At 58.6% G+C, this 22,500-nt stretch carries 28 protein-coding genes; 3 read left to right on the top strand and 25 right to left on the bottom strand.

All coding sequences use genetic code 11. The features are described 5' to 3' along the window. Window positions 1–474: 474 nt before the first annotated feature. A complete protein-coding gene (locus tag PV407_RS01415) occupies window positions 475–1,392 on the top strand; it encodes an AraC family transcriptional regulator (protein ID WP_332088064.1) in 918 nt (305 codons plus the stop codon). Between the two features lie 12 nt (window positions 1,393–1,404). Here the strand turns inward: PV407_RS01415 and PV407_RS01420 are convergent, their stop codons facing one another. The 25 genes from PV407_RS01420 to PV407_RS01540 all read right to left on the bottom strand — a co-directional run bounded on the left by PV407_RS01420 (window position 1,405) and on the right by PV407_RS01540 (window position 19,255). Beyond that, entirely contained in the window at window positions 1,405–2,205 is an 801-nt protein-coding gene (locus PV407_RS01420) for a hypothetical protein (RefSeq protein ID WP_332088065.1), read from the bottom strand. Window positions 2,206–2,245: 40 nt separating this feature from the next. Beyond that, window positions 2,246–2,587, bottom strand: a complete 342-nt coding sequence (locus PV407_RS01425; protein ID WP_332088066.1) for a 2Fe-2S iron-sulfur cluster-binding protein — start codon at window positions 2,585–2,587, stop codon at window positions 2,246–2,248. Further along, complete coding sequence (locus tag PV407_RS01430; protein WP_332088067.1) at window positions 2,584–3,237, bottom strand: hypothetical protein; 654 nt, start codon at window positions 3,235–3,237, stop codon at window positions 2,584–2,586. Before PV407_RS01430 ends, PV407_RS01425 begins: the two co-directional genes overlap by 4 nt. Beyond that, entirely contained in the window at window positions 3,200–3,493 is a 294-nt protein-coding gene (locus tag PV407_RS01435; protein WP_332088068.1) for a 2Fe-2S iron-sulfur cluster-binding protein, read from the bottom strand. The genes PV407_RS01430 and PV407_RS01435 overlap by 38 nt, the downstream gene beginning before the upstream one ends. Window positions 3,494–3,514: 21 nt before the next feature. After that, window positions 3,515–3,685, bottom strand: coding sequence for a DUF2768 family protein (locus tag PV407_RS01440; protein ID WP_332088208.1), 171 nt, complete (start codon window positions 3,683–3,685; stop codon window positions 3,515–3,517). A gap of 254 nt (window positions 3,686–3,939) precedes the next feature. Continuing rightward, window positions 3,940–5,169: a fibronectin type III domain-containing protein gene (locus tag PV407_RS01445; RefSeq protein ID WP_332088069.1), complete on the bottom strand. Its 1,230-nt coding sequence runs from the start codon at window positions 5,167–5,169 to the stop codon at window positions 3,940–3,942. 150 nt (window positions 5,170–5,319) lie between these two features. Then, window positions 5,320–5,598, bottom strand: a complete 279-nt coding sequence (locus PV407_RS01450; protein WP_332088070.1) for a stage VI sporulation protein F — start codon at window positions 5,596–5,598, stop codon at window positions 5,320–5,322. Between the two features lie 75 nt (window positions 5,599–5,673). Beyond that, complete coding sequence (locus PV407_RS01455; protein WP_332088071.1) at window positions 5,674–6,720, bottom strand: NAD(P)H-dependent glycerol-3-phosphate dehydrogenase; 1,047 nt, start codon at window positions 6,718–6,720, stop codon at window positions 5,674–5,676. Next, entirely contained in the window at window positions 6,717–7,343 is a 627-nt protein-coding gene (gene plsY / locus PV407_RS01460) for a glycerol-3-phosphate 1-O-acyltransferase PlsY (protein ID WP_332088072.1), read from the bottom strand. The genes PV407_RS01455 and plsY overlap by 4 nt, the downstream gene beginning before the upstream one ends. Before the next feature lie 13 nt (window positions 7,344–7,356). After that, window positions 7,357–8,679 carry a ribosome biogenesis GTPase Der gene (gene der, locus PV407_RS01465; RefSeq protein ID WP_332088073.1) on the bottom strand — a complete coding sequence of 441 codons (1,323 nt, stop codon included), beginning with the start codon at window positions 8,677–8,679 and terminating at the stop codon, window positions 7,357–7,359. 208 nt (window positions 8,680–8,887) lie between these two features. Continuing rightward, window positions 8,888–9,070: a capping complex subunit for YIEGIA gene (locus PV407_RS01470; protein WP_332088074.1), complete on the bottom strand. Its 183-nt coding sequence runs from the start codon at window positions 9,068–9,070 to the stop codon at window positions 8,888–8,890. A gap of 1 nt (window position 9,071) precedes the next feature. Further along, the gene (locus tag PV407_RS01475; protein ID WP_332088075.1) at window positions 9,072–9,983 is read right to left on the bottom strand and encodes a YIEGIA family protein; all 912 of its coding nucleotides are present in this window, start codon (window positions 9,981–9,983) and stop codon (window positions 9,072–9,074) included. Then, a complete protein-coding gene (locus tag PV407_RS01480; protein ID WP_332088076.1) occupies window positions 9,980–10,609 on the bottom strand; it encodes a hypothetical protein in 630 nt (209 codons plus the stop codon). Before PV407_RS01480 ends, PV407_RS01475 begins: the two co-directional genes overlap by 4 nt. 119 nt (window positions 10,610–10,728) lie before the next feature. Next, window positions 10,729–11,961: a 30S ribosomal protein S1 gene (rpsA, locus tag PV407_RS01485; RefSeq protein ID WP_332088077.1), complete on the bottom strand. Its 1,233-nt coding sequence runs from the start codon at window positions 11,959–11,961 to the stop codon at window positions 10,729–10,731. 126 nt (window positions 11,962–12,087) lie between these two features. Next, a complete protein-coding gene (locus PV407_RS01490; RefSeq protein ID WP_332088078.1) occupies window positions 12,088–12,669 on the bottom strand; it encodes a lysophospholipid acyltransferase family protein in 582 nt (193 codons plus the stop codon). Window position 12,670: 1 nt separating this feature from the next. Then, window positions 12,671–13,354, bottom strand: a complete 684-nt coding sequence (gene cmk / locus PV407_RS01495; protein WP_332088079.1) for a (d)CMP kinase — start codon at window positions 13,352–13,354, stop codon at window positions 12,671–12,673. 117 nt (window positions 13,355–13,471) lie between these two features. Then, complete coding sequence (locus PV407_RS01500) at window positions 13,472–13,729, bottom strand: hypothetical protein (RefSeq protein ID WP_332088080.1); 258 nt, start codon at window positions 13,727–13,729, stop codon at window positions 13,472–13,474. 78 nt (window positions 13,730–13,807) lie between these two features. After that, on the bottom strand, window positions 13,808–14,461 hold the full coding sequence (locus PV407_RS01505) for a flagellar brake protein (protein WP_332088081.1): 654 nt from the start codon (window positions 14,459–14,461) through the stop codon (window positions 13,808–13,810). Window positions 14,462–14,638: 177 nt separating this feature from the next. After that, window positions 14,639–15,991, bottom strand: coding sequence for a germination protein YpeB (gene ypeB / locus PV407_RS01510; protein WP_332088082.1), 1,353 nt, complete (start codon window positions 15,989–15,991; stop codon window positions 14,639–14,641). Between the two features lie 143 nt (window positions 15,992–16,134). Further along, window positions 16,135–16,290, bottom strand: a complete 156-nt coding sequence (locus PV407_RS01515) for a hypothetical protein (protein ID WP_332088083.1) — start codon at window positions 16,288–16,290, stop codon at window positions 16,135–16,137. 56 nt (window positions 16,291–16,346) lie between these two features. Next, window positions 16,347–17,042, bottom strand: coding sequence for a glutamic-type intramembrane protease PrsW (gene prsW, locus PV407_RS01520; RefSeq protein ID WP_332088084.1), 696 nt, complete (start codon window positions 17,040–17,042; stop codon window positions 16,347–16,349). Between the two features lie 111 nt (window positions 17,043–17,153). Then, window positions 17,154–17,756 (bottom strand): genetic competence negative regulator, encoded by a 603-nt coding sequence (locus PV407_RS01525; protein WP_332088085.1) that lies wholly within the window; start codon window positions 17,754–17,756, stop codon window positions 17,154–17,156. A gap of 267 nt (window positions 17,757–18,023) precedes the next feature. After that, complete coding sequence (locus PV407_RS01530; RefSeq protein WP_332088086.1) at window positions 18,024–18,305, bottom strand: hypothetical protein; 282 nt, start codon at window positions 18,303–18,305, stop codon at window positions 18,024–18,026. A 160-nt stretch (window positions 18,306–18,465) separates the two neighbouring features. After that, window positions 18,466–18,660, bottom strand: coding sequence for a hypothetical protein (locus PV407_RS01535; protein WP_332088087.1), 195 nt, complete (start codon window positions 18,658–18,660; stop codon window positions 18,466–18,468). Continuing rightward, complete coding sequence (locus PV407_RS01540) at window positions 18,647–19,255, bottom strand: CPBP family intramembrane glutamic endopeptidase (RefSeq protein WP_332088088.1); 609 nt, start codon at window positions 19,253–19,255, stop codon at window positions 18,647–18,649. Before PV407_RS01540 ends, PV407_RS01535 begins: the two co-directional genes overlap by 14 nt. Window positions 19,256–19,342: 87 nt before the next feature. Here PV407_RS01540 and PV407_RS01545 point away from each other — a divergent pair, with 87 nt between their 5' ends. Then, the gene (locus PV407_RS01545; protein WP_332088089.1) at window positions 19,343–20,269 is read left to right on the top strand and encodes a hypothetical protein; all 927 of its coding nucleotides are present in this window, start codon (window positions 19,343–19,345) and stop codon (window positions 20,267–20,269) included. Between the two features lie 587 nt (window positions 20,270–20,856). Continuing rightward, window positions 20,857–22,452, top strand: a complete 1,596-nt coding sequence (gene serA / locus PV407_RS01550) for a phosphoglycerate dehydrogenase (protein WP_332088090.1) — start codon at window positions 20,857–20,859, stop codon at window positions 22,450–22,452. Window positions 22,453–22,500 lie beyond the last annotated feature (48 nt).

A 22,500-nucleotide genomic window follows, 5' to 3' on the forward strand; every position in this document is an offset into this window, starting at 1 on the left:
GCGGCGGCCGTAGCAAGGCTCCCACAAGCGACGATACTCGTACATGTTTTTTGACTAGTAAAAACATATGTACTAGGTTTGGCGATTATGACAGAGTCGGTTTTAAAAGTTTTGCCGTTTCGAGAGCTGCGAATCTATCGATCTATGAGCCGCGACGGCGCCCGATTCACCCTTCATCACTATATGTCGGTCCGGCCGCACTTATTCGGACGCCCGCAAAAAAGAGCGCATCCCGGGCGGACGTCAAGTTCGCGCGCCGTGCGCCGAACGCCGCAAAGCCCCGCAGCGGGTGCGGGGCTTCGCGGACAATCGCCGCCTTTCGTATTCTCGTCGGCGGCTGCTGCGGTTTTTTGTCGATGGGGAAAATTTTTCCTCTTTTTGATCTTTTTCCGAAGAAAAAATTTGATGCTTTGCCAAATTTCCTATATAATGCAAAGCAAACTTGCTTTCGTTTCGAAGGAGGGCTATGCGCCGATGAACGTCGACCTTCGTCCGATGAACTACAGGCCGGTTCCGAACCGGATCGTCGAAAACCATTTTCGCCAGTTTCCCGTCTATTTGCGCAACGAATCGATCCAAGCGCATTGGCATTCCCCGCACGTGCAGCCGGGGATCGAAATCAACGTCAGCCTCGCCGGCTCGGCCGTATTCGTCGTCGGCGAGCGGGTCATCGAGACGGCGCCCGGCCAGCTGCTCGTTTTTCCGGGCCGCATCCCGCATCAAGTGTTCGTCGAGAAGTCGGCGACGTACCGGAGAGCGGTCATCTGCATCGACGACGTTTCGCTGCAGCGGCTCAAGGAGTCGTTTCCGCACTCGCGCCCGCCGATGGAATGGTTCGGCGACGTCGACTGCCATCGGTTTCAATTGCAAATGAAAACGTTTGCGGCGGTCAAGCAGGCCGCCATGCGCATGATCGCCGAGCTGCAGGAACAAAAAAGAGGCTGGCAGCAAATGGTATTCGCCGAGCTGCTCAGCCTGGTCGTTACGGTGGAACGGTTGGTCGACGAACGAACGGCCGCGCCGGGCCGCCTGGCGCGGCGGCGCGCGTCCCGCGAGCTGGCCGAGCGATGCTGCGGCCATATCGAGTCGCATTTGTACGAGGACTTGTCGCTCACGAGCGTTGCCGCCCGTTTCCAAGTCAGCCCCGAGCATTTGACGAGAACGTTCAAGCGTGAAACGGGCGTCGCCTTTTACCAATATGTGCTGCTGAAGCGCATTCAGGAGAGCAAACGGCTGCTCCGGGAAAGCGCGAACGTGTCGCTTACCGAAATCGCCTATTCGCTCGGCTTCGCCTCGTCGTCGCACTTCAGCCGGACGTTTAAGAGCGTAACCCGCATGACGCCGAGCGAATATCGCCTCGGCTTCGGGCTCGCGGGACGCGGCGTCGACTGATCGCCGCGTTAATCATGGACACGCGGCGGCTTTCGGCTCGCCGTCGATCCAGTAATACGGGAACGATTTGACCGGCACGAACGGGGCGTCCGCAACGAGCAGCTCGCGCAAATCGACGCCGCTTTCCGCCGACTTCATCCCTTTCCGCTCCATCGCCTGCATGATGTCGGAAGCGTAATCGATGCCGACGATCCCGTCGCGGTCGATCAGGAAGCCCAAATATTGCCTCGAGAACGCGCTCTGCACCTGCTCCGCCTTTTGACCCAGCTTCGCGAAATCGAGCCGGTATATGCCGGTCCCGGCCGGCTCTCCGAGCGGCAGCCGGCCTCCGTTCGCCTTTCTGTACGCGTCGACCGACTTTTGGATATCTCCCGTTTTTTGATAGGCGACGAGATCGAGCAGCTTGACCTCCGGCTTTTGCTCCGGATGGACGAGCACGAACAAATACGAGCCGCCGTTTTCGAACGCGATGGCCGGCACTTGGCCCAAATAGGGCCCGCTCGTCAGCTTTTTCAAATCGATCGTATATTTCTCGTAAATCGGCGTGTTCGTTTCCGAATTTTTAATCGGCAGCACGCCGTTTTTTTCTTTATATTGGTCGATCGCGTTTTGCACGATCAATACGCTTTCTTTGACCGTCGCCTGGTTTTCTTTGCGCATTTCCTTCGGATACAGGCAGCCGGTCAATAGCGGCAGCAGCGCGAGCAGCGCGGCCGCCTTGCAGAACCGCCCGCCTCCCCGCTTCGCCCCGGCCCGCGGCGCTCGTCCGCGCACCGACAGCGCGTTCGACAGCCGCCTAGCGAATGACAGCATCGTCTTTCCCCTTTCCGATTTCGATCGTTGCGTTCCTCCGTTACCACAGCTCGTCTTCGTTCTGTTTCGCCAGCTGGGCGCGCACCGCCGCCTTGAGCGGATCTTCCGGCAAGGTGACGGTGCAATCGCCCGTCACCTTCGTTTGGCAGGCGAGCCGATAGCCTCGCTCGAGCAGCTCGCCGAGCTTCCGCTTCTCGTTCTCCCCGGCCGCGGACAAACCGGTTCCGTCCGGGGCGATCACCTTGCACATCAAGCACGAGGCGTTGCCTCCGCACCGGGTCCGCACGAAGACGCGCGCCTTCTTGGAGGCTTCGAGAACGGTCGTGCCGCGCCTGACGCGGATCGTCTTGCCGTCCGGCATAAACCGGATTTCATCGTTCAATCGTCTCCCCTCCCGAAACCGGGCGGAAGCGCCAGAAGCGACTTCAGCCGCCCGGTATGCGGCTCGCCGATGCGGTTCGAGCGCAGCATGTCGGCGAGCAGCGGAAGATGATCGGCCAGACGGCGCCGAATCGACGCGGCGATCGGCTCGTAACGGTCCGGCCGTTCGCGCAGCACGTTGAACACCAGCTCGTGCGCCAGCGGCATGAAGCGGATTGCGGCTTCTCCGATCCGGCCCGACATCGCATAGCCGCCGAGCAGCGATTCGACGCGCACTTCGTAATCGGCGTTCGGCAGCGTTACCTTCAAGCTGCCGACCAGCTCGACTTGAACGCCTTCGACGGAGTAATGGCTGAGCAGCGACCCGTACATGCCGGTCTCGCTGTACGTTTGGCCGTCGATCGAATAGCCGGCGAGAGCCGCATGGATCGACGGAGCGTGTTCCGCGTCGGCGTAAACGTCAAGATCGCGCGGCGCCGCTTCGAGCGGTACGCCTTGCAGCAAGAGGCCGCAGCTGCCGCCGACGAGCCATGTCCGCTCGCAGCCCGCCAGCGCGCCGCCCATCACGGTCAGCGCCCGGAGAACGGCCTCCGGCACGCGCTCCGAAAACGGCTCAAAAATACGGTTTGTTTCGGACGGCAATCGTTCCATCGCTCTTCACCTTCGTCTGACACCCGAGCCGGAATCCTTGCTCCAGCTCCTCGTCGTCCAAACTGTCCAGCTCCGCCTCGTTCGGCTCGCTTAAATGCTCCATGCCGCTCTCGACGAGGCATCGGCAGCGGGAGCACGTCCCCCTCGTACACGAAAACCCCCAGTCGACGTCGTGCTTCAGCGCATGCTCCAATACCGACATGCCGACCGCGACTTCGACCGTCTTCCGTTTGCTTCTTCCGATCAGCTCGATCATCCGTATTCCCTCCGTCTTCCGTTAAATAATCGACAGCAACATATATACGACGGAAACGAGCAAGACGACGAACGCGATGACCGACACGATCCCGCGCGCGAAGCCTTTCAGCTTGACTCGGGCAAACGTAATCAGAAGCGATGCCAGCACCATCAGCCCCATCCCGATGAAAGAGGCCCACATTTTATCCATGCTGCTCAAGTCGTATCACCCTGTCTATTGGTATCGCCCCTGATTATAGCATTTTCGCCGTCTGTTTGTGAAATGAGAGAGCGGCGGGGGAACGGTGAACGTTTTGTGAAAACGTCAGCGGCGGATGACGGCGGCGGCCGCGAACCATATAACGTTTGCATCGGCACCCGATATTATGCGCCTCTCGCCTCGCAAAAAAACGCGTCCCCGCTTGCGGCGAGGCAAGGGGGACGCGATATCGGTTCGTTCCGTCGTCAATCGGACTTGTAGGCGTTCACCTCGAACGAGACGATGCTGTCGAAGCGAATATAGTCCGTTCTCGATGCGAACGGCCCTCTGTTGTTGTCGTGGCGGTCAAGCGCGTAAACGGACGGTCCCGAGCCGCCGGAGCGCTGCGCGTACCAGGCGACGAACGCGTCCGCCTCCTGCAGCGGCAAGTCGTACTCTTTCGTTACCCGATCCGCAAGCGTTACGACGAGCATCGCCCGATCGGGCAGGGCGGCGACCGGAACGGCGGTTACGGCATTGCTCGGGTAGCTTTCGCCCGCGCCGTTCAACGCGGTCACGATGTACGTATAGGTCGTGCCGTTTTCGGCCGAACGATCCGCGTAATAGCCGTATACGGTTTGCGTTACCGTTTTGAACGGACCTCCGGGCGAATCGGCTCGCTTGACGTTGTAGTAGACGGCGCCCGTTACCGTCTCCCACTGCAGCATCACCTGCCCGTCGCCGGGAGAAGCCGTCAAATGCGTCGGGGCGGCCGGCGGATGCAGCACCGGATAAGCGTAAGCTTGGGACGAGTCGGCGCTTTCCCCGAATTCGTTGAACGCCGAAACGACGTAATAGTAGGGCATTCCGTTCGTCACGGTGCCGTCCTGAAAATGCGTGGTTCCGTATACGTGCCGGATGACCGAATACGGGCCGCCGTACATCGAGGAACGTTTCACTTTGTAGCCGGTCGCGTTCGGCTCGGCGTTCCAATCCAGCTTCACGATCCGGTCGCCGCCCGTCGCGACGAGTCCCGTAGGCGCGTTAGGCACGATTCGGGACAGCGAGCCGTAAACGTCCAGCTCGTAAACGCGCACCGGCTCGCCCTGGACGGCGGGCGATACGCGGATCGACTTGACGCCGTTCACGCTTACCGCGAACGGCGCGGTCGGAACGGTTGTCGACGCTCCCGCGGCCGCAAGCCCGACTCCGTTCGCGTCGATCATGTACAGCTGAGCGTCGGGCGAATCGGCGTAAAACGCAAATCCGGTCAAATCGACGGGACGCGGAAACGTCCATACGATCGAACCGCCTTGGAGCGAGACGTACGATTGCAAATTGCCGTCCGTCGCCCCGTACTGCATCCCGGCCGGCGACGAGCCCGGCTGCCATCGCAGCAGCCCGGGCGCGATCGGATTCGAATCCGCGTAGGCGACCGCCCCGGTAAACAGCATGCATACGAGCATTACCCATACGAGCCAAGTCTTCTTCAACATTCCTCTCTCCTCCTTTTGATTATCGAACGTACGTTCCCATTATAGGAGAGCGAAACGAACCGGACAACTTGGCAAAACGGACGTTTCGGACATGCCGTACGTGCAAAAAAACGCAAGCCCGGCCGGGCTTGCGTTCGCATTCGGTCATGTTTATTTTTTCATCATCATTTTCATCAGCGCTTCCATGTTGTTCGGATTCATCCCGCTCTTTTGCACCGCGCTGACGATTTCATTGATCGTCGATTCGGAAACCGGTACTTTAACCATGCTGGACACTTGCTTGATCAGCTGCCGAAGCTGTCTTTCGTTCTGGACCGTCGACGGCTTGACCCCGCTCGCCAGCTTGTATATGTCTTTCTCCGAAACGTTTTTGCCGACTTTTCGTTTGACCGTATTCAGTACGTCCTTCGATAATTCTTTGCCGCCCATGCCTGACCTCCTCATACGATGACATACCGTATAGTATGAGGCGAGCATCGATTTCGTGTAGGCTCGCGTAACCGGTCAAGGCATCCATTTCTCGCCGAAGGCGTCGGCCAGCTCTTCGATTTCGTGCGTGCGCAGACGGCCCATCAAATGGCCGACGGCGATGCGCGGCTCTTTTCCGGCGAACAGCACTTCGTGGAGCTGCTCGGTGATCGGCATCGTCACGCCGTATTGGCGCGCCAAGGCGTACGCCGTCTTCGTCGTTTTAACGCCTTCGACGACCATCCCCATCGTCTCCAGCACCTCGTCCAGCGGCTTCCCTTGGCCGAGCAAGTAGCCGGCCCGCCAGTTGCGGCTGTGCCGGCTCGTGCAGGTGACGACCAGATCGCCGACGCCGGCGAGCCCCGAAAACGTCAAGGCGTGGCTGCCCATCGCCACGCCGAGGCGGGCGATTTCCGCCAGCCCTCGCGTCAGCAGCGCCGCCTTCGCGTTGTCCCCGTAGCCGAGGCCGTCGGAAAGGCCGGCTCCGAGCGCGATAATGTTTTTGAGCGCGCCGCCGACCTCGACGCCGACGACGTCGGGATTCGTATAGACGCGGAAGTACGCGTTGATCAAGGCGTCCTGCGCTTCCTCCGCCGCGTCGAGCCTGCCTGCGGCGACGACGACCGTTGTCGGACAGCGCTGGATCACTTCCTCGGCGTGGCTCGGGCCGGACAGGACGACGAGCCGGGCCGCGTCGAGCTGCGGGAGCTCCTCCGCCAGCACGCTCGTCATCCGTTTCATCGACTCGGGCTCGAACCCTTTCGTCGCGTGAATGACCGTGGCGCAGGGATCCAAAAACGGCTTCGCCCGCCGGGCCACTTCGCGCATCGCGTGGGACGGGGAGACGAACAGGACGACGCCCGCACCCGCGAGCGCCTCCTCCATCGAAACCGTCGCGCGAATGCGCCCGGGCAATTCGAAATCGCCCGTATATTTCCGATTGCGCCGGTCGCGGTTGATTTCGTCCGCCTGCGCTTCCGCGCGCGTCCATAACGTCACTTGAAAGCCGTTGTCCGCCAGCACCGTCGCAAGCCCCGTTCCCCAGCTGCCGGCGGTAATAACCGCCGCTTTGCGAACGCTCATCCGGCTTTCTCCTTTCCTCCCGGCGTACCGGCCGCCCGTTGACCGAGCTTATTCTCCTTGCCTTTGATCAGCTTGACGATATTCGTCCGGTGACGCACGATCGCGAACAATCCGATGACGAGCGTCGTCCAAAATATATCGGCGGAATAGTGCATCAGTCCGACAATGACAGGAATAAGAGCGGCGAAGACGAGCGAGCCGAGCGACACGTAGCGGGTCAAGGCGATCAGGGCGATTGCGACGGCTCCCGCGATCAGCGCGGGCACGAAGCAAAGCGTGGCGGCTACGCCGATCGTCGTGGCGATGCCTTTGCCGCCTTTGAAGCCGAAGTAAACCGGCCAGTTGTGGCCGGCGATCGCGGCCAGGCCGGCCAGCGCCGGAATATAGGAAACGTCGGCGCCGAGCCATTTGCCGAGCCATACGGCCAGCACGCCTTTGCCGGCGTCGAGCAGCAGAACGGCGATCGCCGGTCCGACGCCGATGACGCGCAGCGTGTTCGTCGCCCCGGCGTTGCCGCTGCCGTGCTTGCGAATGTCGATCCCTTTGAATAACTTGCCGTACAAAAAGCTGAAGCTGACGGAGCCAATCAAATACGCGAGCAATACGGCCACTAGTTGTTGCACGAGCTACCTCTCCCTATTCGTCGTCAGATTTTTTGCGCGTAAACAAGCGGATCGGCGTTCCTTCGAAGCGGAATGCCGCGCGAATGCGATTTTCCAAATACCGCTCGTACGAAAAATGCATAAGCTCCGGATCGTTGACGAAAAGCAAGATCGTCGGCGGCTTGACCGATACTTGCGTGGCGTAATTGATTTTCAGCCGTTTCCCTTTGTCGGTCGGCGGCGGATTGATCGCGACCGCGTCGGATACGACGTCGTTCAGCAGATGGGTTTGCACCCGCATCGCGTGCTGCTCGCTCACCTCGGCGACGACCGGGAGCAGCTTGTGCAGCCGCTGCTTCGTTTTCGCCGAAACGAATACGATCGGCGCGTACGTCATGAACAAAAAGTGATCGCGAATTTTTTGCGTGAACTGCTGCATCGTCTTGTCGTCTTTCTCGACGATATCCCATTTGTTGACGACGAAAATCGAAGCTTTCCCCGCTTCGTGCGCGTAGCCGGCGATATGCTTGTCCTGCTCGATGATGCCTTCCTCGCCGTTGATGACGACGAGGACGACGTCGGATCGTTCGATCGCGTGCATCGCGCGCATGACGCTGTACTTTTCCGTCGTCTCGTACACTTTGCCGCGTTTGCGCATGCCCGCCGTGTCGATGAGCACGTACTTTTGCCCGTCTTTCTCGAACGGCGTGTCGATGGCGTCCCGGGTCGTTCCCGCCTGATCGCTGACGATGACGCGTTCTTCGCCGAGAATGGCGTTGACGAGCGACGATTTGCCGACGTTCGGCCGGCCGATTAGGGCGACCCGGATCGTATCTTCCCCGTACTCCTCTTCTTCCTTCTCGGGCAGCTTGTCCACGACCGCCTGGAGCAGGTCGCCGATGCCGATGCCGTGCGCCCCCGAAATGCCGATCGGGTCGCCGAAGCCCAGCGTGTAAAACTCGTAAATGTCGTCCTGCCGTTTCAAATTGTCCACCTTGTTGACCGCGAGGATGACGGGCTTCTTCGCCCTGTACAGCAGCTGCGCCACTTCCGCGTCCGAGCCGGTGACCCCTGCCTTGGCGTCGACCATGAACACGATCGCGTCCGCTTCCTCGATCGCGAGCTCCGCCTGCATCCGGATCGACTTCAGCATTTCGTCTTCCCCGTCTATTTCGATCCCTCCGGTGTCGATCACGCTGAACGAAGTACCCATCCATTCCCCGACTCCGTAAATCCGATCACGCGTGACGCCGGGCTTGTCTTCCACAATCGCGAGCCGATCGCCGATAATCCGGTTGAAAATCGTCGATTTCCCCACGTTCGGGCGACCTACGATCGCCACGATGGGACGTGCCATCCGATTCAACTCCCGCTTTCAAATTCCCTTCGGACGCCATCGCGCCGAAGCAGTCCTGCACGAACGGCGGTCTTTCCGCTGCCGGATGCCGCCAAGCTCGATTTCTCACGCCTTCCATCATAACAAATTCGACCTGCAAAAGGAAGGTGCCGCGGACGGCCGAACGCCGGCCCGTCTCCGCCGACGTCCCGACACGTTTCGACCGCTTCTATTCGCGATGGTCGACCAGGATGAGCGTGCCGTTCTTTAAATCATGGGCGTTTCCGTCCAATATTTTTTCGAGCAAAAAGGCGATTTCCTGCTGCTCCCGCTCCGATTCGACAATAAAGATCGGCGCGCCTCCGCCCACACGATCCGGTTTTGTCGAAACGACGGCTAAAATTTTTCCCACGCTACGCGCCTCCTTTGTCCGGCCGGACGGCGGCTTCCGACGGCATCCGCACGGCGCTTTCGAGCAGCGGCACGCGAAGCAGCACCTGCTTCGCCTTCTCGGGGTCCCGCTCCTGCGGCAAGACGAACAGCGCCAGCCGACCGTCGTTCATATCGAGCTTGCCCATCGGGACGAGCGCCGGCTCGCCGGAGTCCCGGTAAACGCCGAGAATCGTCGCCAAATCGTGAAGCATCGCCTGCCGCTGTCCCAAATTGGCCAGCGACACTTTGAAATTGCGGTTTTTCGGCGTCAAAATGAGCCCGAGCGCCTTGTTTCGGATCAGCTCGCGATCCGCCGAAAGCCCGACGTTCATGATGTAGATGTCGCCCACGAACAAATCGGGACCGTCGATGACGATGTCGGCCTCCTCGATGTGGGCCGCATGTCCGACCGATTTGCCGGATTTGAACAGCTGCGCGACGAGAATGGCCGCCGCCCCGAGTCCGATCCCCCAGTAAACGCCCCACAGCAGCGTGAACAGCGATCCGATAAACGCGGTAAAAATAACCAAATAGTTGCGCCCCTCGAACACCATCGCGATGCCTTCGATATACGTGCCGCCCCTCGGCACAAGTTCCATCTCGTCCAGCTTCGTCAGCGTGCTGCGCTCCATGCTGCGCACGTCGCGGAACTGCTGCGCCGCGACGGTCAAAAACGTAATCGCCGTATAGTTTTTGTCGAACAGCGACGGCACGGCGATGGCGCCCAGGGCGGCGGCGATGACGCCGAGCGAAATATGGATGATGCGGCCGTGCGGATATGTCGGGTATTGCCGGTAATCGGTTCGCAGCATCGTCAGCCGCGCCAGAATGCCGAGCGCGATCCCGACGATGATGCCGGCCGTGTAACGGTGTTCGTACAAATGTTCGGTCATTTTTTGAGCCCCCTCCATCGCTTCGCGATCGTTTTCGATGCCCCTCTCGCCAGCGCGAGCGAACTTTCGCCGGCCACCGACATCGTACGCGCGCAAGCGGCGGCGAACCACCATTCGTCCTGAAACCGAAGATTGCCGAAGACGGCTCCGGCCGGCTGCTGATGTACCCGCCAATACAGAAACGTTCCGAGCAGCAAAGCCATACTGACGACGGCCAGCTGGTCCTCCGCCCTGCGCACGAGCATCGCCGCCGCCGCGGCAACGGCCAGACCGGCCGCCGACCAGCTCCGGTTCGGCCAAAAAAAAGGGTTCAGCTCGCCGATATGCTTCAGCAAATAGTAGACGGAAGCGAGAAACAGGCCGAGCGAAACGAGATGAAGCAGGCCGAGCGGCGAACGGCGGCGCGCGGCGGCGACAACGACCGATACGGCCAGCACGATCGCGGCGCCGGCGACCGTTGCGTGTTCCGATAAACGAAACCGGATCTGCCCCATCGCCAACCAGGCGACGAAAAAACCGGCGATCGCCCGGACCGGCGCGTCGCCGAGCAGCGTCCGCCTCCAGCCGCTGGCCAGCAAAATGAGCGTAATGCTAATGAGAATGAACGATAAAAAGCCGGGATTCATCGCAGCCTATCACCCGTTACTGGAAAGTTTCCCATAGTATTTGTGAATCCCGCCCATTTTAAGCGGCGCGAGGCAACAAAAAAAGACGGCTCCGCGAAGAAGCCGTCTTTCGATCGGTATTATTTGAATTTGCTGAGCTTGTCGCCGAACCGCTCGCCGAGCGTCATGCTGAGGCTTTCCCGCGGCGGAATCGGTTCGTTGTGGCCGCCGGACCGCGAGCCGCCGCGATCGGATTTCCGTTCGCGCTCCGGTTTCGCAGGCGCCTCGGGCGCTTCTTCGGTTTCCTTGATGCTGAGGGAAACGCGTTTTTCGGCCGGGTTGAAGTCCAAAATTTTCACGTTCACTTCTTGCCCTTCCTTGAGCACTTCGTGCGGCGTGCCGATATGGCGATGGGCGATTTGCGAAATGTGAACGAGCCCTTCGACGCCCGGAGCGATTTCGACGAACGCGCCGAAGCTGACGAGACGCTTCACCGTGCCGCTGACGATTTCGCCCGGCTGGAATTTGTCGGCAGCCTGCTGCCACGGACCCGGCTGGGTCGCGCGAATGCTCAAGCTGATCCGGTCGTTTTCCGGATCGACCTTGAGTACTTGCACGCGGACTTTGTCGCCTTCCGAGACGACTTCCGACGGCTTCTCGACATGATGCCAAGCCATTTCGGAAATGTGCACGAGACCGTCGATGCCGCCGATGTCGACGAACGCGCCGAACTGCGTCAAACGCTGCACGGTTCCTTCCAATTGCTGGCCGACCGTCAGCTCGCCCATCAGTTTCTTTTTGTTCGCCTCGAACTCTTCGTCGAGCACGTCTTTTTGCGAAAGGACGACTTTGTTTTTCTCGCGGTCGAGCTCTTTCACCTTCAAGCGAAGCGTCCGGCCTTTATAATCCGAGAAGTCTTCGACGAAATGACGCTCGACCATCGAGGCCGGAACGAAGCCGCGCAAGCCTACGTCCACGACGAGCCCGCCTTTGACGACTTCCTTCACCTGCGCTTCGATAATCGTCCCTTGCTCGAGCTTCGTTTGCAGCTCGGCCCACGAATGCTCGCTGTCAACGGCGCGTTTGGACAGCAGCAGCTTCTCTTTGCCGTCGTCCAGGCTGAGCACCTTCAGCTCGACTTCCTGGCCGACCTGCACCGCGTCGGCGGCATTGTCCACGCTTACGTTGGACAGCTCTTTCAAAGGAATGATGCCGTCGTATTTATAACCGATATCGACAATGGCCTGATTATCTTCAATTTTAACGATTTTTCCTTTGACGACATCGCCCTTCTTGTAGGCGACCACGCTGAGCATTTCCTGGCCCTGGTCTTGGGCTTCCGCGTTTTCTTGTACTTTGATTTCTTCCGACATTTGTTTTACCTCCTCGACTGACAACCCTAACTGCTAGTCAACCATATTTCATAGTATAATTCCAAGATACCATTTCCATACGCGCGAATCAACGCGCGGGCCCGCATTCGTCGCCGGCGGCCGGCGTCAGCGCGTATGGGCTTCCTTCAACCGCCTTATGGATGCCATAATATGCTCGGTTGCTTGTTCGAGCGAATCGGAATTCGACTCCTCCCGGATGCGGGACAAATCGACCGGCTCCCCGTACACGATTTTCATTTTGCGAAACGGCTTGTACTCGCCGATGATCGCGACCGGGATGACGGTGGCGCCGGAACGGAGCGCGAGGCTTGCCGCCCCTTTCTTGCCCATGCCCCCGCCGCCGCGCGTGCCCTCCGGGAAAATGCCCAGCACGCCGCCTTCGCCGAGCAGCTGCAGCGCGTGACGGATCGACTCCTTGCTGACGCCCCCCCGTTTCACCGGAAACGCTCCGAGGCTTGCTATGAGCCGGCCGAACACCGGAATGTTGAACAATTCCGCTTTGGCCATGAAATGCACCTTCCGGTTCAGCGGCGTGCCGACGAACGGCGGGTCCAGCGTGCTGATATGGTTCGAGCACAGAATGACCGCTCCGTCCTCCGGCACGTTATGCCGCCCGGACGCCTCGTATCGGTACAACGATTTGAAAAACATGCGGCAAATGACTCTGCCGACCCGGTACAACGACATATTATCGAATCCCCTTGCCGGCCGCCGATTTCGCCAGCGACAATATTCGCTCCGCGACTTCGGATACGGACATTCCGCTCGTATCGAGCAAAATCGCGTCTTCCGCCTGCACGAGGGGCGAAGCGGCGCGCTGCTCGTCCATTCGGTCTCTCTCGGCGATCTCTTTCTCGACCTGCTCCAGCGTGACGTCTTCGTTTTTCGCCTTCATTTCCATATATCGGCGCTCGGCCCGCTCTTTCACGCTGGCGGTCAAAAATATTTTCAGCTCGGCGTCCGGCAGCACATGGGTCCCGATGTCGCGCCCGTCCATGACCACCCCTTTGGAGCGCGCCATTTCCTGCTGCTTGGCGACAAGCAGGCGGCGTATTTCCGGAATCGCCGCTACCGCGGACACATGCTGCGTAACCGCGACGGAGCGGATTACGTCGGTCACGTCATATCCGTCCAGCAGCACCTGCTGGGCATGCTCGCCCGGATGGAGCTCGATGCGCAGCGCGGCCGCCATCCGCGCCAGCTCTTCGGGACGGTCGGGGGAAAGTCCCGTTTGAAGCGCTTTCCACGTAACCGCGCGGTACATCGCCCCGGTATCGACGTAAATGAATCCGAGCTGCTTCGCCACGAGCCGGGCTACGGTGCTTTTCCCGGCGGCTCCGGGACCGTCGATCGCGATATTGAATTTGTCCAACGGAAAGCGTCCTCCTTGCGACTTCGGGTCGTTTTCGTCGATGAATTGGAAAAAAGCAGGCCATGCCTGCATTATCGATGAAAATTATAACACACCGCGACCATCGTTGCAAAAAAATTACGGCCCGCCGCCGGAGCCGGCTCGTTCGAACGGAACGCCTTCCAGCCGTTCGACCTTCACCATCCATGCTCGAACCGCAGGCACGGCCAGCAGCAGCTGGGCTGCGACGAGCAGCGCTAGACCGGTCCAGATCGCGCCGCGAAGCAGCCGTTCCGCCCGGTTCGAAAACAAGACGAACAGCTTCTCGTAATCGGATGCGGCGGAAGGCGTCCGCTCCGCTTCGTTCGATTCCGTATGGTTCGCATCGTCGGGCATCGCTTCATCGCCACCGCTTTCGTTTTTGCGTAGCAGTATGCCCACCTGCATCCGGGTTCATTCGCTCGCAAGCGACCGTCACCGTTTACGGAATTCGAGCTGCCGCTCGAAGCAGAACCGGATGATGCGCTGCCGCTCGACGTCGGCGATATCGGTAAATTGAACCATCAGAATCAGCTTCCCGTTGTCGGTCGGCTTGATCCGGACGACTTCCCCTTTAAAATGGGCATGCTCGATCGTCCCGTTCCGAAACGGAAGCAGCAGCCAGCTCTCGATCGTTTCGCGCTCCTTGACCGGGATCCGGCTTTCGCACAGCAGCGAAACGCCGCCGCCGCCCACATCGTTCGTCACGCCGATAAACCGGATTTGCTCGGTCACTTTGACCGCGATTTCCAGATCGGCCGGCACGCGCAAAAAGTTGCGGCGCTGCACTTTCGTAATATGATCCGGCTCCGGCGGCTTGATCAGCACGAGCCGAATCGCTTCCTCCTTGAAGCCGAGCACGAACGTGTTGAAATAATGCTTCACGCCGCCGTCCGTCATATAATAAGCGTTGATCTGATCGCCCGCGTACAATCGTTTCAGCTTCCCCGTACCGACGTGGAGCGGAACTTCCATGGATATGTAATTCGGGCCAATATCCGCGATACGCGACTTGTACTCTTGCCGAGCTTCCTCAGGATCGATGGAATTGACTTGGATGTATAAAAATTGATTCACGTTTGGAAGCACGCGACGGACCTCCCGATCCTACTTATGGCCTAGGAATGATAAACTGGTCCCATTATACCATGCCTCGGACGCGAGAGAACAACTATTTTGCGGCGGCGGAACCGGCGCCGGAACCGAGGACGCCGAAACGGGAAAAAAGCCGCCCAACCGGGCGACCTTTCCTCGTATCGCGCTTTTTCAGGAAGTGACTCCGGCGTCCGCCTGCCGAAGCTCCTCGATTTTTTCCTCGGCTCCCGTATCCCCGTTTATATAGATTCGGTACGTCGATCCGTTGACGCGTCCCGTAAACTGATAGCAGAGCACTTCCTGGTCGATATCGTTCTTGATCAGAGCCAGCCGGTCGCTTGCGACCTGGAAGTTCGAGTGCAGCGATTTTCTCGCCTGCTCGACCGACATCGCCGGCGTCTTCGTCTCGCGTTTTTTATGCTCGAATATATAATCGGCCGCCTGCACGCCCATTACTTCCCCGTTGTCGAGCGCCACTTTCGCCGTAACTTTTTCCGGGTAAATGACGACGTCGTTTTGCTGGCCCGCGAACGTCAGGCTGGCGACATTGTTGTACGTGTCGTAGCTGACCGGCGTCATTCCCGGATATCCGTGGGCTTCCAGGTACGATGCGGCGGCGTCGCGCGCCTGCTCCGGACTGAGCTGCGCCGTTCCGACGCTGCGCGGATTCATGAACCAGATCAGCTGGCCGCCCTTTTTCGTGAAATCCATCGTCACTTCGCCGCCGCTTTCGTTTCTGCCCGACAGGCTGAACGAGTTGTATTCGGTGCCCGCGCCGTTTTCCACGACCCGGACGTCCGCGAGCGGACGGCCGTTCATGACCTCCTCGGCTTTTTTCCGGATGTCGTCCTCGGTGACGTCGGGGCCGGACAGCGCCGAATACGTCCGTTTTTCGAACATCGCCGTCATGGACGGTCCCCAGTTCATTTCTTCGTACTCGCTCACTTTTTTGTCGACCGTTTGGAAGCCGTCGATGATCGTATTGTCGAGCTTTTTTTCCTCGGAGGCGAGGGCGACCTCGACGTCCATCCAGCGCAGGCTGTTTGCGATAACTTTCGACTGGACGTCCCGCAAGTCGGTCGCAATCTGTTTCGAATGCTCGTAAAGCGCGGTGAGCGTCTTCATCTCGTCCTCGTTCAGCGGCTCCTTGTTCAAATCGCGGACGGCCGCCCTGTAGGAAAAGTTGGCGATATTGCTCAGCAGCTCCTCCGTTTTGTTGAACGGCAGCAGCGTTAACGGCAGCTGGTTGATTTCGTTTTGCGCCTGGCTCGTAATGCGCCATACGTTGACGAGACCTTTACGCTGCGATGCGTACGAGTTCGAGTTCAGCGCCAGCGTGTTGCCGAGCTCGGTATGCAGCTTGTCGACATGGTACGACAAATCGTGAAACGCCCGCTGGTATTGGTTTTCCGCCTTGATCAAAATCGAATTTTTTTCCTGGTTGACTTGATACCCCCACAGTACCGCTCCGACCAATAAAACGGTCATGACCGGAAACAGGACGGCGCTTAGCCGTTTGTACATGCTCCTTTCGCTCCCTTCCATTGCCACATTTGTGACTAGTTTTCGCCGCGGTCGAATCTTTATGCATCGGACGCCGCCCAAAATTTCGCATCCGCCGAACAAAAAAAGAAGCCTTGCCGCAGCAAGGCTTCCCGCCGGTATCGCTATTCCATCGGTTCGATATCGAAGTCGGCTTGGTTGTTGCACAAACATTGCTTGAACCCGGTTTCGATGCGCCCTTTCTCCTGTTTGCCGCGCAGCACGAAACGTTCCCCGCAACGTTTGCAGCGGATCGACACTTTCACTCGCGTTCCTATCATTTCAAATTCCTCCGGACCGGTGTTTTCGTTATATACCGGAAGTATAACCCGTTTCGTTATATTTCAACCTCTTCCTCGGGGCGTACGGAACGGAACGGCGACTTGGCGTTCGCGCGGTTGACGTTGCCGATGCCCCGGACCCACAAAAACACCATGAGCGGCACGATCAGCCACAGCCAGTACGTTTTCGTCTGCATCAAGATATAGTCGAACGTGCCGTGCCAAAAAATCGGGACGAGCAGCGAGGCGAGCAGCAGCTTCGTCTTGTGCCGCGGATTGCCGAATTTCGCCTTGCCCAAATAATAGCCCATCATGACCGCGAACAGCGCGTGGCCGGATACGGGCAAAAAAGCGCGGAACAGCAGCGCCGAGAACGAAAACGAATGAAGCAGCGCGTAAATGACGTTTTCCAGCGTGGCGAAGCCGAGCGAAACGGATACCGCGTAAACGATCCCGTCGTACGGCTCGTCGAATACCGTATGCTTGTAGATCGCATAATAGACGATAAACCACTTGAAAAACTCCTCGACGGTCCCGGTTATGAAATAGGCGAACAGAAGCTGATTGTCGCCGAAACCGAGGACGAGCGTCCGCTGCAGCACCATCGTCGGGAATACGAGCAGCACGCCGTACAAAAAGACGCGGGCGACCATATGGATCGGCTCGGAGTCATACCGATCTTTCAAGTAAAAGTAAGCAAGCAGCGCAAATCCCGGCGCCACGGCCGCCGTAATGACCGACAGCCACTCCATACGTCGTCCCCCCTTAGTGCCCTTCCCGCAAACATAGGAAAAAGCATCCGCAAAAACGAACGTTTTCGAAGATGCTGCGCGCTTTCGGACCTATGCCGACGGACCGGCCGTTTAGTTATGGAAATGGTCGCACAACGTGCGGATCGCGGATTCGCTTATGATTCGCTTGCCATACTCGTCCAACACTGCGGTTGTAACCGAGGTGGCGTCTCCGTATTCGGACAGTATGGCGATGAGCGCCTGGTACAGCGGCTCCTCCATCTCCTCCGGATCGATCTGCAAAATGTACTTGTTTTTATAGGAATAAAGGACGCCTTCGGAAACGCCGATGCGCGACGCGACGTGGGCGGCCTTCAACAAATATTCGAAGTCGTGGAACGCATAGGAGATGACGTCGCTTTGCTCGAGCGTCACTTCCATCTCGTAAACTTCTTCCGCTTCTTCCTCGTCGACCGGGTCGGCCGGGTTTTGCACTTTGCCGCGAGTCACGATGACGACCATCCCCTGGGCCGGCAGCGCAAAAACTTCCACCGCAAGCGGTCCCGACGCATCGAAGCCGAGTTCGGTGTATGCTTGCTCCATCATTTCGCTGAACAGCTCGTGGACTTTCGGAATTTCGCGCCACATGTCCTCTTTCTGGATACCGCGCTCCGTCAGGTCGTCAAATGTCAGGAAAATCCTTATCTTATCTACACTAAGGCGTTCAATTCTCATGACAGGACCTCCCTCCCACCTCTGATACAGAGTATGATACGATGCGATAAATGGTGAGTTGAATCTCACGGGCATGTATACTCCATGTTATCACGTTTTGGGTGGCGATGCCACTTAAAACTTCGTTTTAATCGACTGTCCTGCGGCAAAAATCCCGGGCGGGACTCGAATCCGCCGCCGCCGTCGCCGATGCTTCCGCATGCTTATGTAACAGGCCAAAAAAGCCCGTCTCCCATCGGAAAACGGACTTATGGCCGGCCGGACCGGTCACTGGGTCATATACTTGTTGCCGGACTCGCTTAAAATTTCGTCGACCTCATGCTTGACCGCCGGATCTTTCTGAATCATCTTTTCCACTTCGTCGAGACCGGACTCGTTCCATGCCGAGCCGACTTTTTGGGCGGAATCCGCGAACGCTCCGCTTCGCTTGCCGGCGAATTCGCGGGCGCCGCTCGACAGTCCGGCGAACGACCACGAATTGTTGCGGTTCAAATACATGACGCAAGCCGCGCCGACCAATCCGCCCAGCAAAAATGCGCCCATCCTCATCGCAATCCCCTCCTGTATCGATAAATTGAATTCCTTTCGTAGCTTCCCCGTTCGGGAGACGCGGCATTCGTACAAAATCAGGCAGCGGCCTGTTCTTGCCGGAGCCGCGGCAGCGGGGCCGGAAACGAAAAAAAGCCCCGTCGCAAGGCGGGACTTCGCATCATTGCCCGTAAAATTGATACCAAAAAATAATGCCGGCCGCCAGCAAGACAAGCAGCACGACGAGACTGGCGTGGAAAATCCGGGTCGCCTTCGCGCTGTCGGTCGAATGGATGACCCGCCTCGGCGGAAGGCGCATTTCGTCGTCCTCCGGCAGCGGCTTCGCGCTTGTTCGGGAATGGTCAGCTTTCTCCATCTTTTCCTTCCTTTCCGTAACGTATCACGCATCCCATCACGAAATCGATCAAAAAGTGGGCGGCGATCGGCGTCCACAGCGAACCGGTCAGCATATACATTTTGCCGAGACCGTAGCTGATCAGGAACACCATTCCCGTCATCAGCCAATGCCGCAAATACCTTACATGGATGGCGGCGAAGACGATGCTCGTCCAATACGGGCCGAACGCGTGCTGGATCGCTCCGCGAAACAGCAGCTCCTCGCATACGGCGACGACCAGCGAAATGAGCGCGATATGCCAGAGCGGACGGGCGGCGAACAGCTTTTTGTTGATGCCGCCGTCGTCGGTCACTTCCTCGGACACCCAGCGGGCGATCAGCAGATCGAACAGCAGGACCGCGGCCGCGAACAGGACGGCCCAGCCGTAAGCCGACCACCGGTCGGGAAGCCGCAGCAGCCCGATCAGCGATTGGGACTGAAATAAAACGACCGTTATGCCGATAATAAACGTAATCGCCTGCGTCAAATACAAATTGGCCAGCAGCATCCGGTCGTCGAGCTCGCTCGGGTCGATTTTGCGGATGCGTATATGTTTGAAGTTTATTTTTTTCATTTTCCCTCCGGGGCGACGGCTCGATTCACATTTCGGGCAATTCGACCTATAATTTAGTAACAAAAAATACAGTCTAGGAGTTATGTCATGAATAAGCGTATGAACCGAACGGACTATTTCTTCTCTCTCGCCTTCGTCTTCCTGTTGGTTTGCGTCGCCGGCGCCTTCTTCTTCGGAGTCCAAATCGGCCAAAGCCGCGCGGAGACGAAATTCGCCGCCATGATGTCGAAGAAGGAGGAAGCGTCCAAAAAGCCCGGAGCCTACGATCAGCAAGTTCTCGTCTCGTTTTACCATACGATTTACTCGCCCTATCGCGAATTTTCGAACCGTTGGTTCGACCATTTGAAAGAGCTCGAAATGCAGGGCGGAACGGCCGACGCCGCGGCCGTCATGAAAAATTTGTCGAAGGCGGCGGACGACAAATATGCCGAGCTGTCGGGCGCATCGACGCCCGATACGTCGCCGCTGCTCGTCGAGGCGCACCGAAACTTGCTGAAGGGGCTCAAGCTGTTCGCCGATTCGGCCAAAAAGCTTCAGGCGAAGGCGAACGCGACCCATCCGGCGGCGCTGCTCGCCGACATCGAGAACGACCCGTACGCGCGCGAAGCGAAAAAGTTTTCGCTGCTCGGACAGCAGCAATTTTACGAGTCGATCGTCAAATGGAACGAAACGATCGAGCCGCAGCCGAAAGGAGCGGGTCTGCTCGGACAATCCTCGTTCACGACGAAAGACTGGAGCCAGATGAGCTTGAACGTGAAAAACGCCGCCGTTTCGTCCGTCTTGCTGAAGCAGAACCAATTTTTGCCGCTGTACCCGCAAGATTTGACGGTGCGGATCGACGAAATGATCGCGAACGGCCAGGCGAAAAAGTTGAATTTGACCGACGTCCAGTCGATTGTCGAAATGCTCGCCGACACGAACGCGGCCCGCAAAGGCGATTACATATCGGGCAAGGACAAATGGTATGCCGGAGAAACGATGCCCCAGCTCCCCTTTTTCTACGAAAACAAGTAAGTTTCGGTTTCGGTCCGGAACGGTTCCCGCGGCACGGTCTTCGTTTGTCGAATCGCATCCTTACCTGAAGATAGCGAAAATCGAACGCGAGTTCAAGTGCGGGACGCCGGCCCGAACGGATGGAAGCGCGAACGGGAACGAATTGTGTCCAAAATTTGACCGTAACCGTTTTCCGTGTCTTCTCGCTGTCACAAATGTGTCCAAAATTCATTGACACGTCCGATCGCGTCGTGGTACAGTAGAAAAAAATGAAATTCTTCAACGACAATGACGGAGAATAGTAGAAACGAAGCCTACAGAAAGCCGATGGTCGCTGCGAATCGGCGGCGTTCGTCCTGCGATCCACTCCCCGAGTCGATGCGTGAAACTTCCCGGGAAGCCAAGCGCAGCCGGTCGAGCCCGTTAACGCTCGGGTCCCGCGACAAGCCGGACCTGCAAAGGCGGCGCGTGCGAACGCGCGGCGAACTAGGGTGGCAACACGAACGATACTCTCGTCCCTACATACGGTTTAGAAGCCGTATGGGGCGGGAGTTTTTTGCTTTCGTTTGACTCATACTGATTACGAACCATCAAGGAGGAGCATGACCATGTACAAAGTGCTAGTATCGGATCCGATCAGCGATTTGGGATTGCAGCAGCTGACCGACGCAAACGATGTCGAGATCGTCAAGCGGACGGGGCTTGGCGAGGACGAACTGGTCGCCGTCATCGGCGAATTCGACGCCCTGCTCGTTCGCTCCCAGACGAAAGTGACGCGCCGGATTATGGAAGCGGGCGCCAATTTGAAGGTGATCGGCCGCGCGGGCGTCGGCGTCGACAATATCGACCTGGAGGCGGCGACGAGCCTCGGCATCGTCGTCATCAACGCGCCGGACGGCAATACGATCACGACCTGCGAGCATACGTTCGCGATGATGATGGCGCTCGCCCGCCATATCCCGCAAGCGTACAGGAAGACGGTAAGCGGGGAATGGGACCGCAAATCGTTCCTCGGCGTCGAGCTGCGCAACAAAACGCTCGGCGTGCTCGGGCTCGGCCGCATCGGGTCGGAGGTCGCCAAACGCGCCATCGCCTTCGGCATGAGCGTTCTCGGCTATGACCCGTTCATGACCGAGGAGCGCGCGGAGAAGCTCGGCATCAAGCTCGCGACGGTCGACGATATCGTTCGTAACGCCGACTTCATGACGGTTCACACTCCGCTGACGAACGAAACGCATCATATGATCGGAAGAAAGCAGTTCGAGGTCATGAAAAGAGGAATGCGCATCGTCAACTGCGCCCGCGGCGGCATCATCGACGAATACGCGCTGGTCGAGGCGATCGACGAAGGCATCGTGCACGGGGCGGCGTTCGACGTATTCGAGCACGAGCCGCCGGCCGCCGATCATCCGTTTTTGAGCCACCCGAAAATTATCGTGACGCCGCACTTGGGCGCGTCGACGGTCGAGGCGCAGGAAAACGTGGCGATCGACGTTTCGGAGCAGGTGCTTCACATTTTGCGCGGCGAGCCGTTCAAGAACGCCGTCAACATGCCGCCGATTCCGGCCGAGCTGCTGAACAAAATCCAGCCGTACTTCAAGCTTTGCGAGAAGCTCGGCAACTCGCTCGCGCAGATGACCGACGGCGCCGTACGCGAAATTACGATCAACTTTTCCGGCGAATTGGCCGACCTGGACACGAATCCGCTCACCCGGTACGTGCTGAAGGGCGTGCTGTCGCACCATCTCGGCGCCGAACAGGTGAACGCCGTCAACTCGATGCATTTGGCGAAGCAGCGCGACATCAACATCGTCGTCCAAAAGTCGATTTCGACGCAAGGTTTCGCGAACCGGATTACGATTTCGCTCAAAACGAAGGTCGAAGAGCGCTGGCTGTCGGGCTCGCTGCTCGCCGGCTTCGGCGAACGGATCGTGCAAATCGGCCCGTACCCGGTCGACGTTCCGACCGAAGGGCATCTGCTGCTCATCTCGCATATGGACAAACCGGGCATAATCGGCCGCGTCGGTACGCTGCTCGGCAACAATGACGTCAACATCGCGACGATGCAGGTCGGACGGACCGACGTCGGCGGTTCGGCGATCATGGTGCTGACGATCGACAAGCGGGCGCCGAAGCCGGTGCTCGACCAGCTGGCCGCTTTGCCGGAAATCAAGCGGGTGCGGGAAATTACGCTGAACGGGTAACGGCAGCGGGCGTGAAGGAATTGTTTCACGTACAACAAGATTTGTCGC

It is taken from the genome of Paenibacillus sp. GYB003, assembly GCF_036577625.1.
Classification (GTDB): Bacteria; Bacillota; Bacilli; order Paenibacillales; family NBRC-103111; genus Paenibacillus_AB.

Excerpts from the sequence above, each read along its gene's own strand:
- PV407_RS01415 (WP_332088064.1), top strand. The coding sequence starts at position 475 with ATGAACGTCGACCTTCGTCCGATGAACTACAGGCCGGTTCCGAACCGG.
- PV407_RS01420 (WP_332088065.1), bottom strand. The coding sequence starts at position 2,205 with ATGCTGTCATTCGCTAGGCGGCTGTCGAACGCGCTGTCGGTGCGCGGA.
- PV407_RS01430 (WP_332088067.1), bottom strand. The coding sequence starts at position 3,237 with ATGGAACGATTGCCGTCCGAAACAAACCGTATTTTTGAGCCGTTTTCG.
- PV407_RS01435 (WP_332088068.1), bottom strand. The coding sequence starts at position 3,493 with ATGATCGAGCTGATCGGAAGAAGCAAACGGAAGACGGTCGAAGTCGCG.
- PV407_RS01440 (WP_332088208.1), bottom strand. The coding sequence starts at position 3,685 with ATGGATAAAATGTGGGCCTCTTTCATCGGGATGGGGCTGATGGTGCTG.
- PV407_RS01445 (WP_332088069.1), bottom strand. The coding sequence starts at position 5,169 with ATGTTGAAGAAGACTTGGCTCGTATGGGTAATGCTCGTATGCATGCTG.
- PV407_RS01450 (WP_332088070.1), bottom strand. The coding sequence starts at position 5,598 with ATGGGCGGCAAAGAATTATCGAAGGACGTACTGAATACGGTCAAACGA.
- PV407_RS01455 (WP_332088071.1), bottom strand. The coding sequence starts at position 6,720 with ATGAGCGTTCGCAAAGCGGCGGTTATTACCGCCGGCAGCTGGGGAACG.
- der (WP_332088073.1), bottom strand. The coding sequence starts at position 8,679 with ATGGCACGTCCCATCGTGGCGATCGTAGGTCGCCCGAACGTGGGGAAA.
- PV407_RS01475 (WP_332088075.1), bottom strand. The coding sequence starts at position 9,983 with ATGACCGAACATTTGTACGAACACCGTTACACGGCCGGCATCATCGTC.
- PV407_RS01480 (WP_332088076.1), bottom strand. The coding sequence starts at position 10,609 with ATGAATCCCGGCTTTTTATCGTTCATTCTCATTAGCATTACGCTCATT.
- rpsA (WP_332088077.1), bottom strand. The coding sequence starts at position 11,961 with ATGTCGGAAGAAATCAAAGTACAAGAAAACGCGGAAGCCCAAGACCAG.
- PV407_RS01490 (WP_332088078.1), bottom strand. The coding sequence starts at position 12,669 with ATGTCGTTGTACCGGGTCGGCAGAGTCATTTGCCGCATGTTTTTCAAA.
- PV407_RS01500 (WP_332088080.1), bottom strand. The coding sequence starts at position 13,729 with ATGCCCGACGATGCGAACCATACGGAATCGAACGAAGCGGAGCGGACG.
- ypeB (WP_332088082.1), bottom strand. The coding sequence starts at position 15,991 with ATGTACAAACGGCTAAGCGCCGTCCTGTTTCCGGTCATGACCGTTTTA.
- PV407_RS01515 (WP_332088083.1), bottom strand. The coding sequence starts at position 16,290 with ATGATAGGAACGCGAGTGAAAGTGTCGATCCGCTGCAAACGTTGCGGG.
- prsW (WP_332088084.1), bottom strand. The coding sequence starts at position 17,042 with ATGGAGTGGCTGTCGGTCATTACGGCGGCCGTGGCGCCGGGATTTGCG.
- PV407_RS01525 (WP_332088085.1), bottom strand. The coding sequence starts at position 17,756 with ATGAGAATTGAACGCCTTAGTGTAGATAAGATAAGGATTTTCCTGACA.
- PV407_RS01530 (WP_332088086.1), bottom strand. The coding sequence starts at position 18,305 with ATGAGGATGGGCGCATTTTTGCTGGGCGGATTGGTCGGCGCGGCTTGC.
- PV407_RS01535 (WP_332088087.1), bottom strand. The coding sequence starts at position 18,660 with ATGGAGAAAGCTGACCATTCCCGAACAAGCGCGAAGCCGCTGCCGGAG.
- PV407_RS01540 (WP_332088088.1), bottom strand. The coding sequence starts at position 19,255 with ATGAAAAAAATAAACTTCAAACATATACGCATCCGCAAAATCGACCCG.
- PV407_RS01545 (WP_332088089.1), top strand. The coding sequence starts at position 19,343 with ATGAATAAGCGTATGAACCGAACGGACTATTTCTTCTCTCTCGCCTTC.
- serA (WP_332088090.1), top strand. The coding sequence starts at position 20,857 with ATGTACAAAGTGCTAGTATCGGATCCGATCAGCGATTTGGGATTGCAG.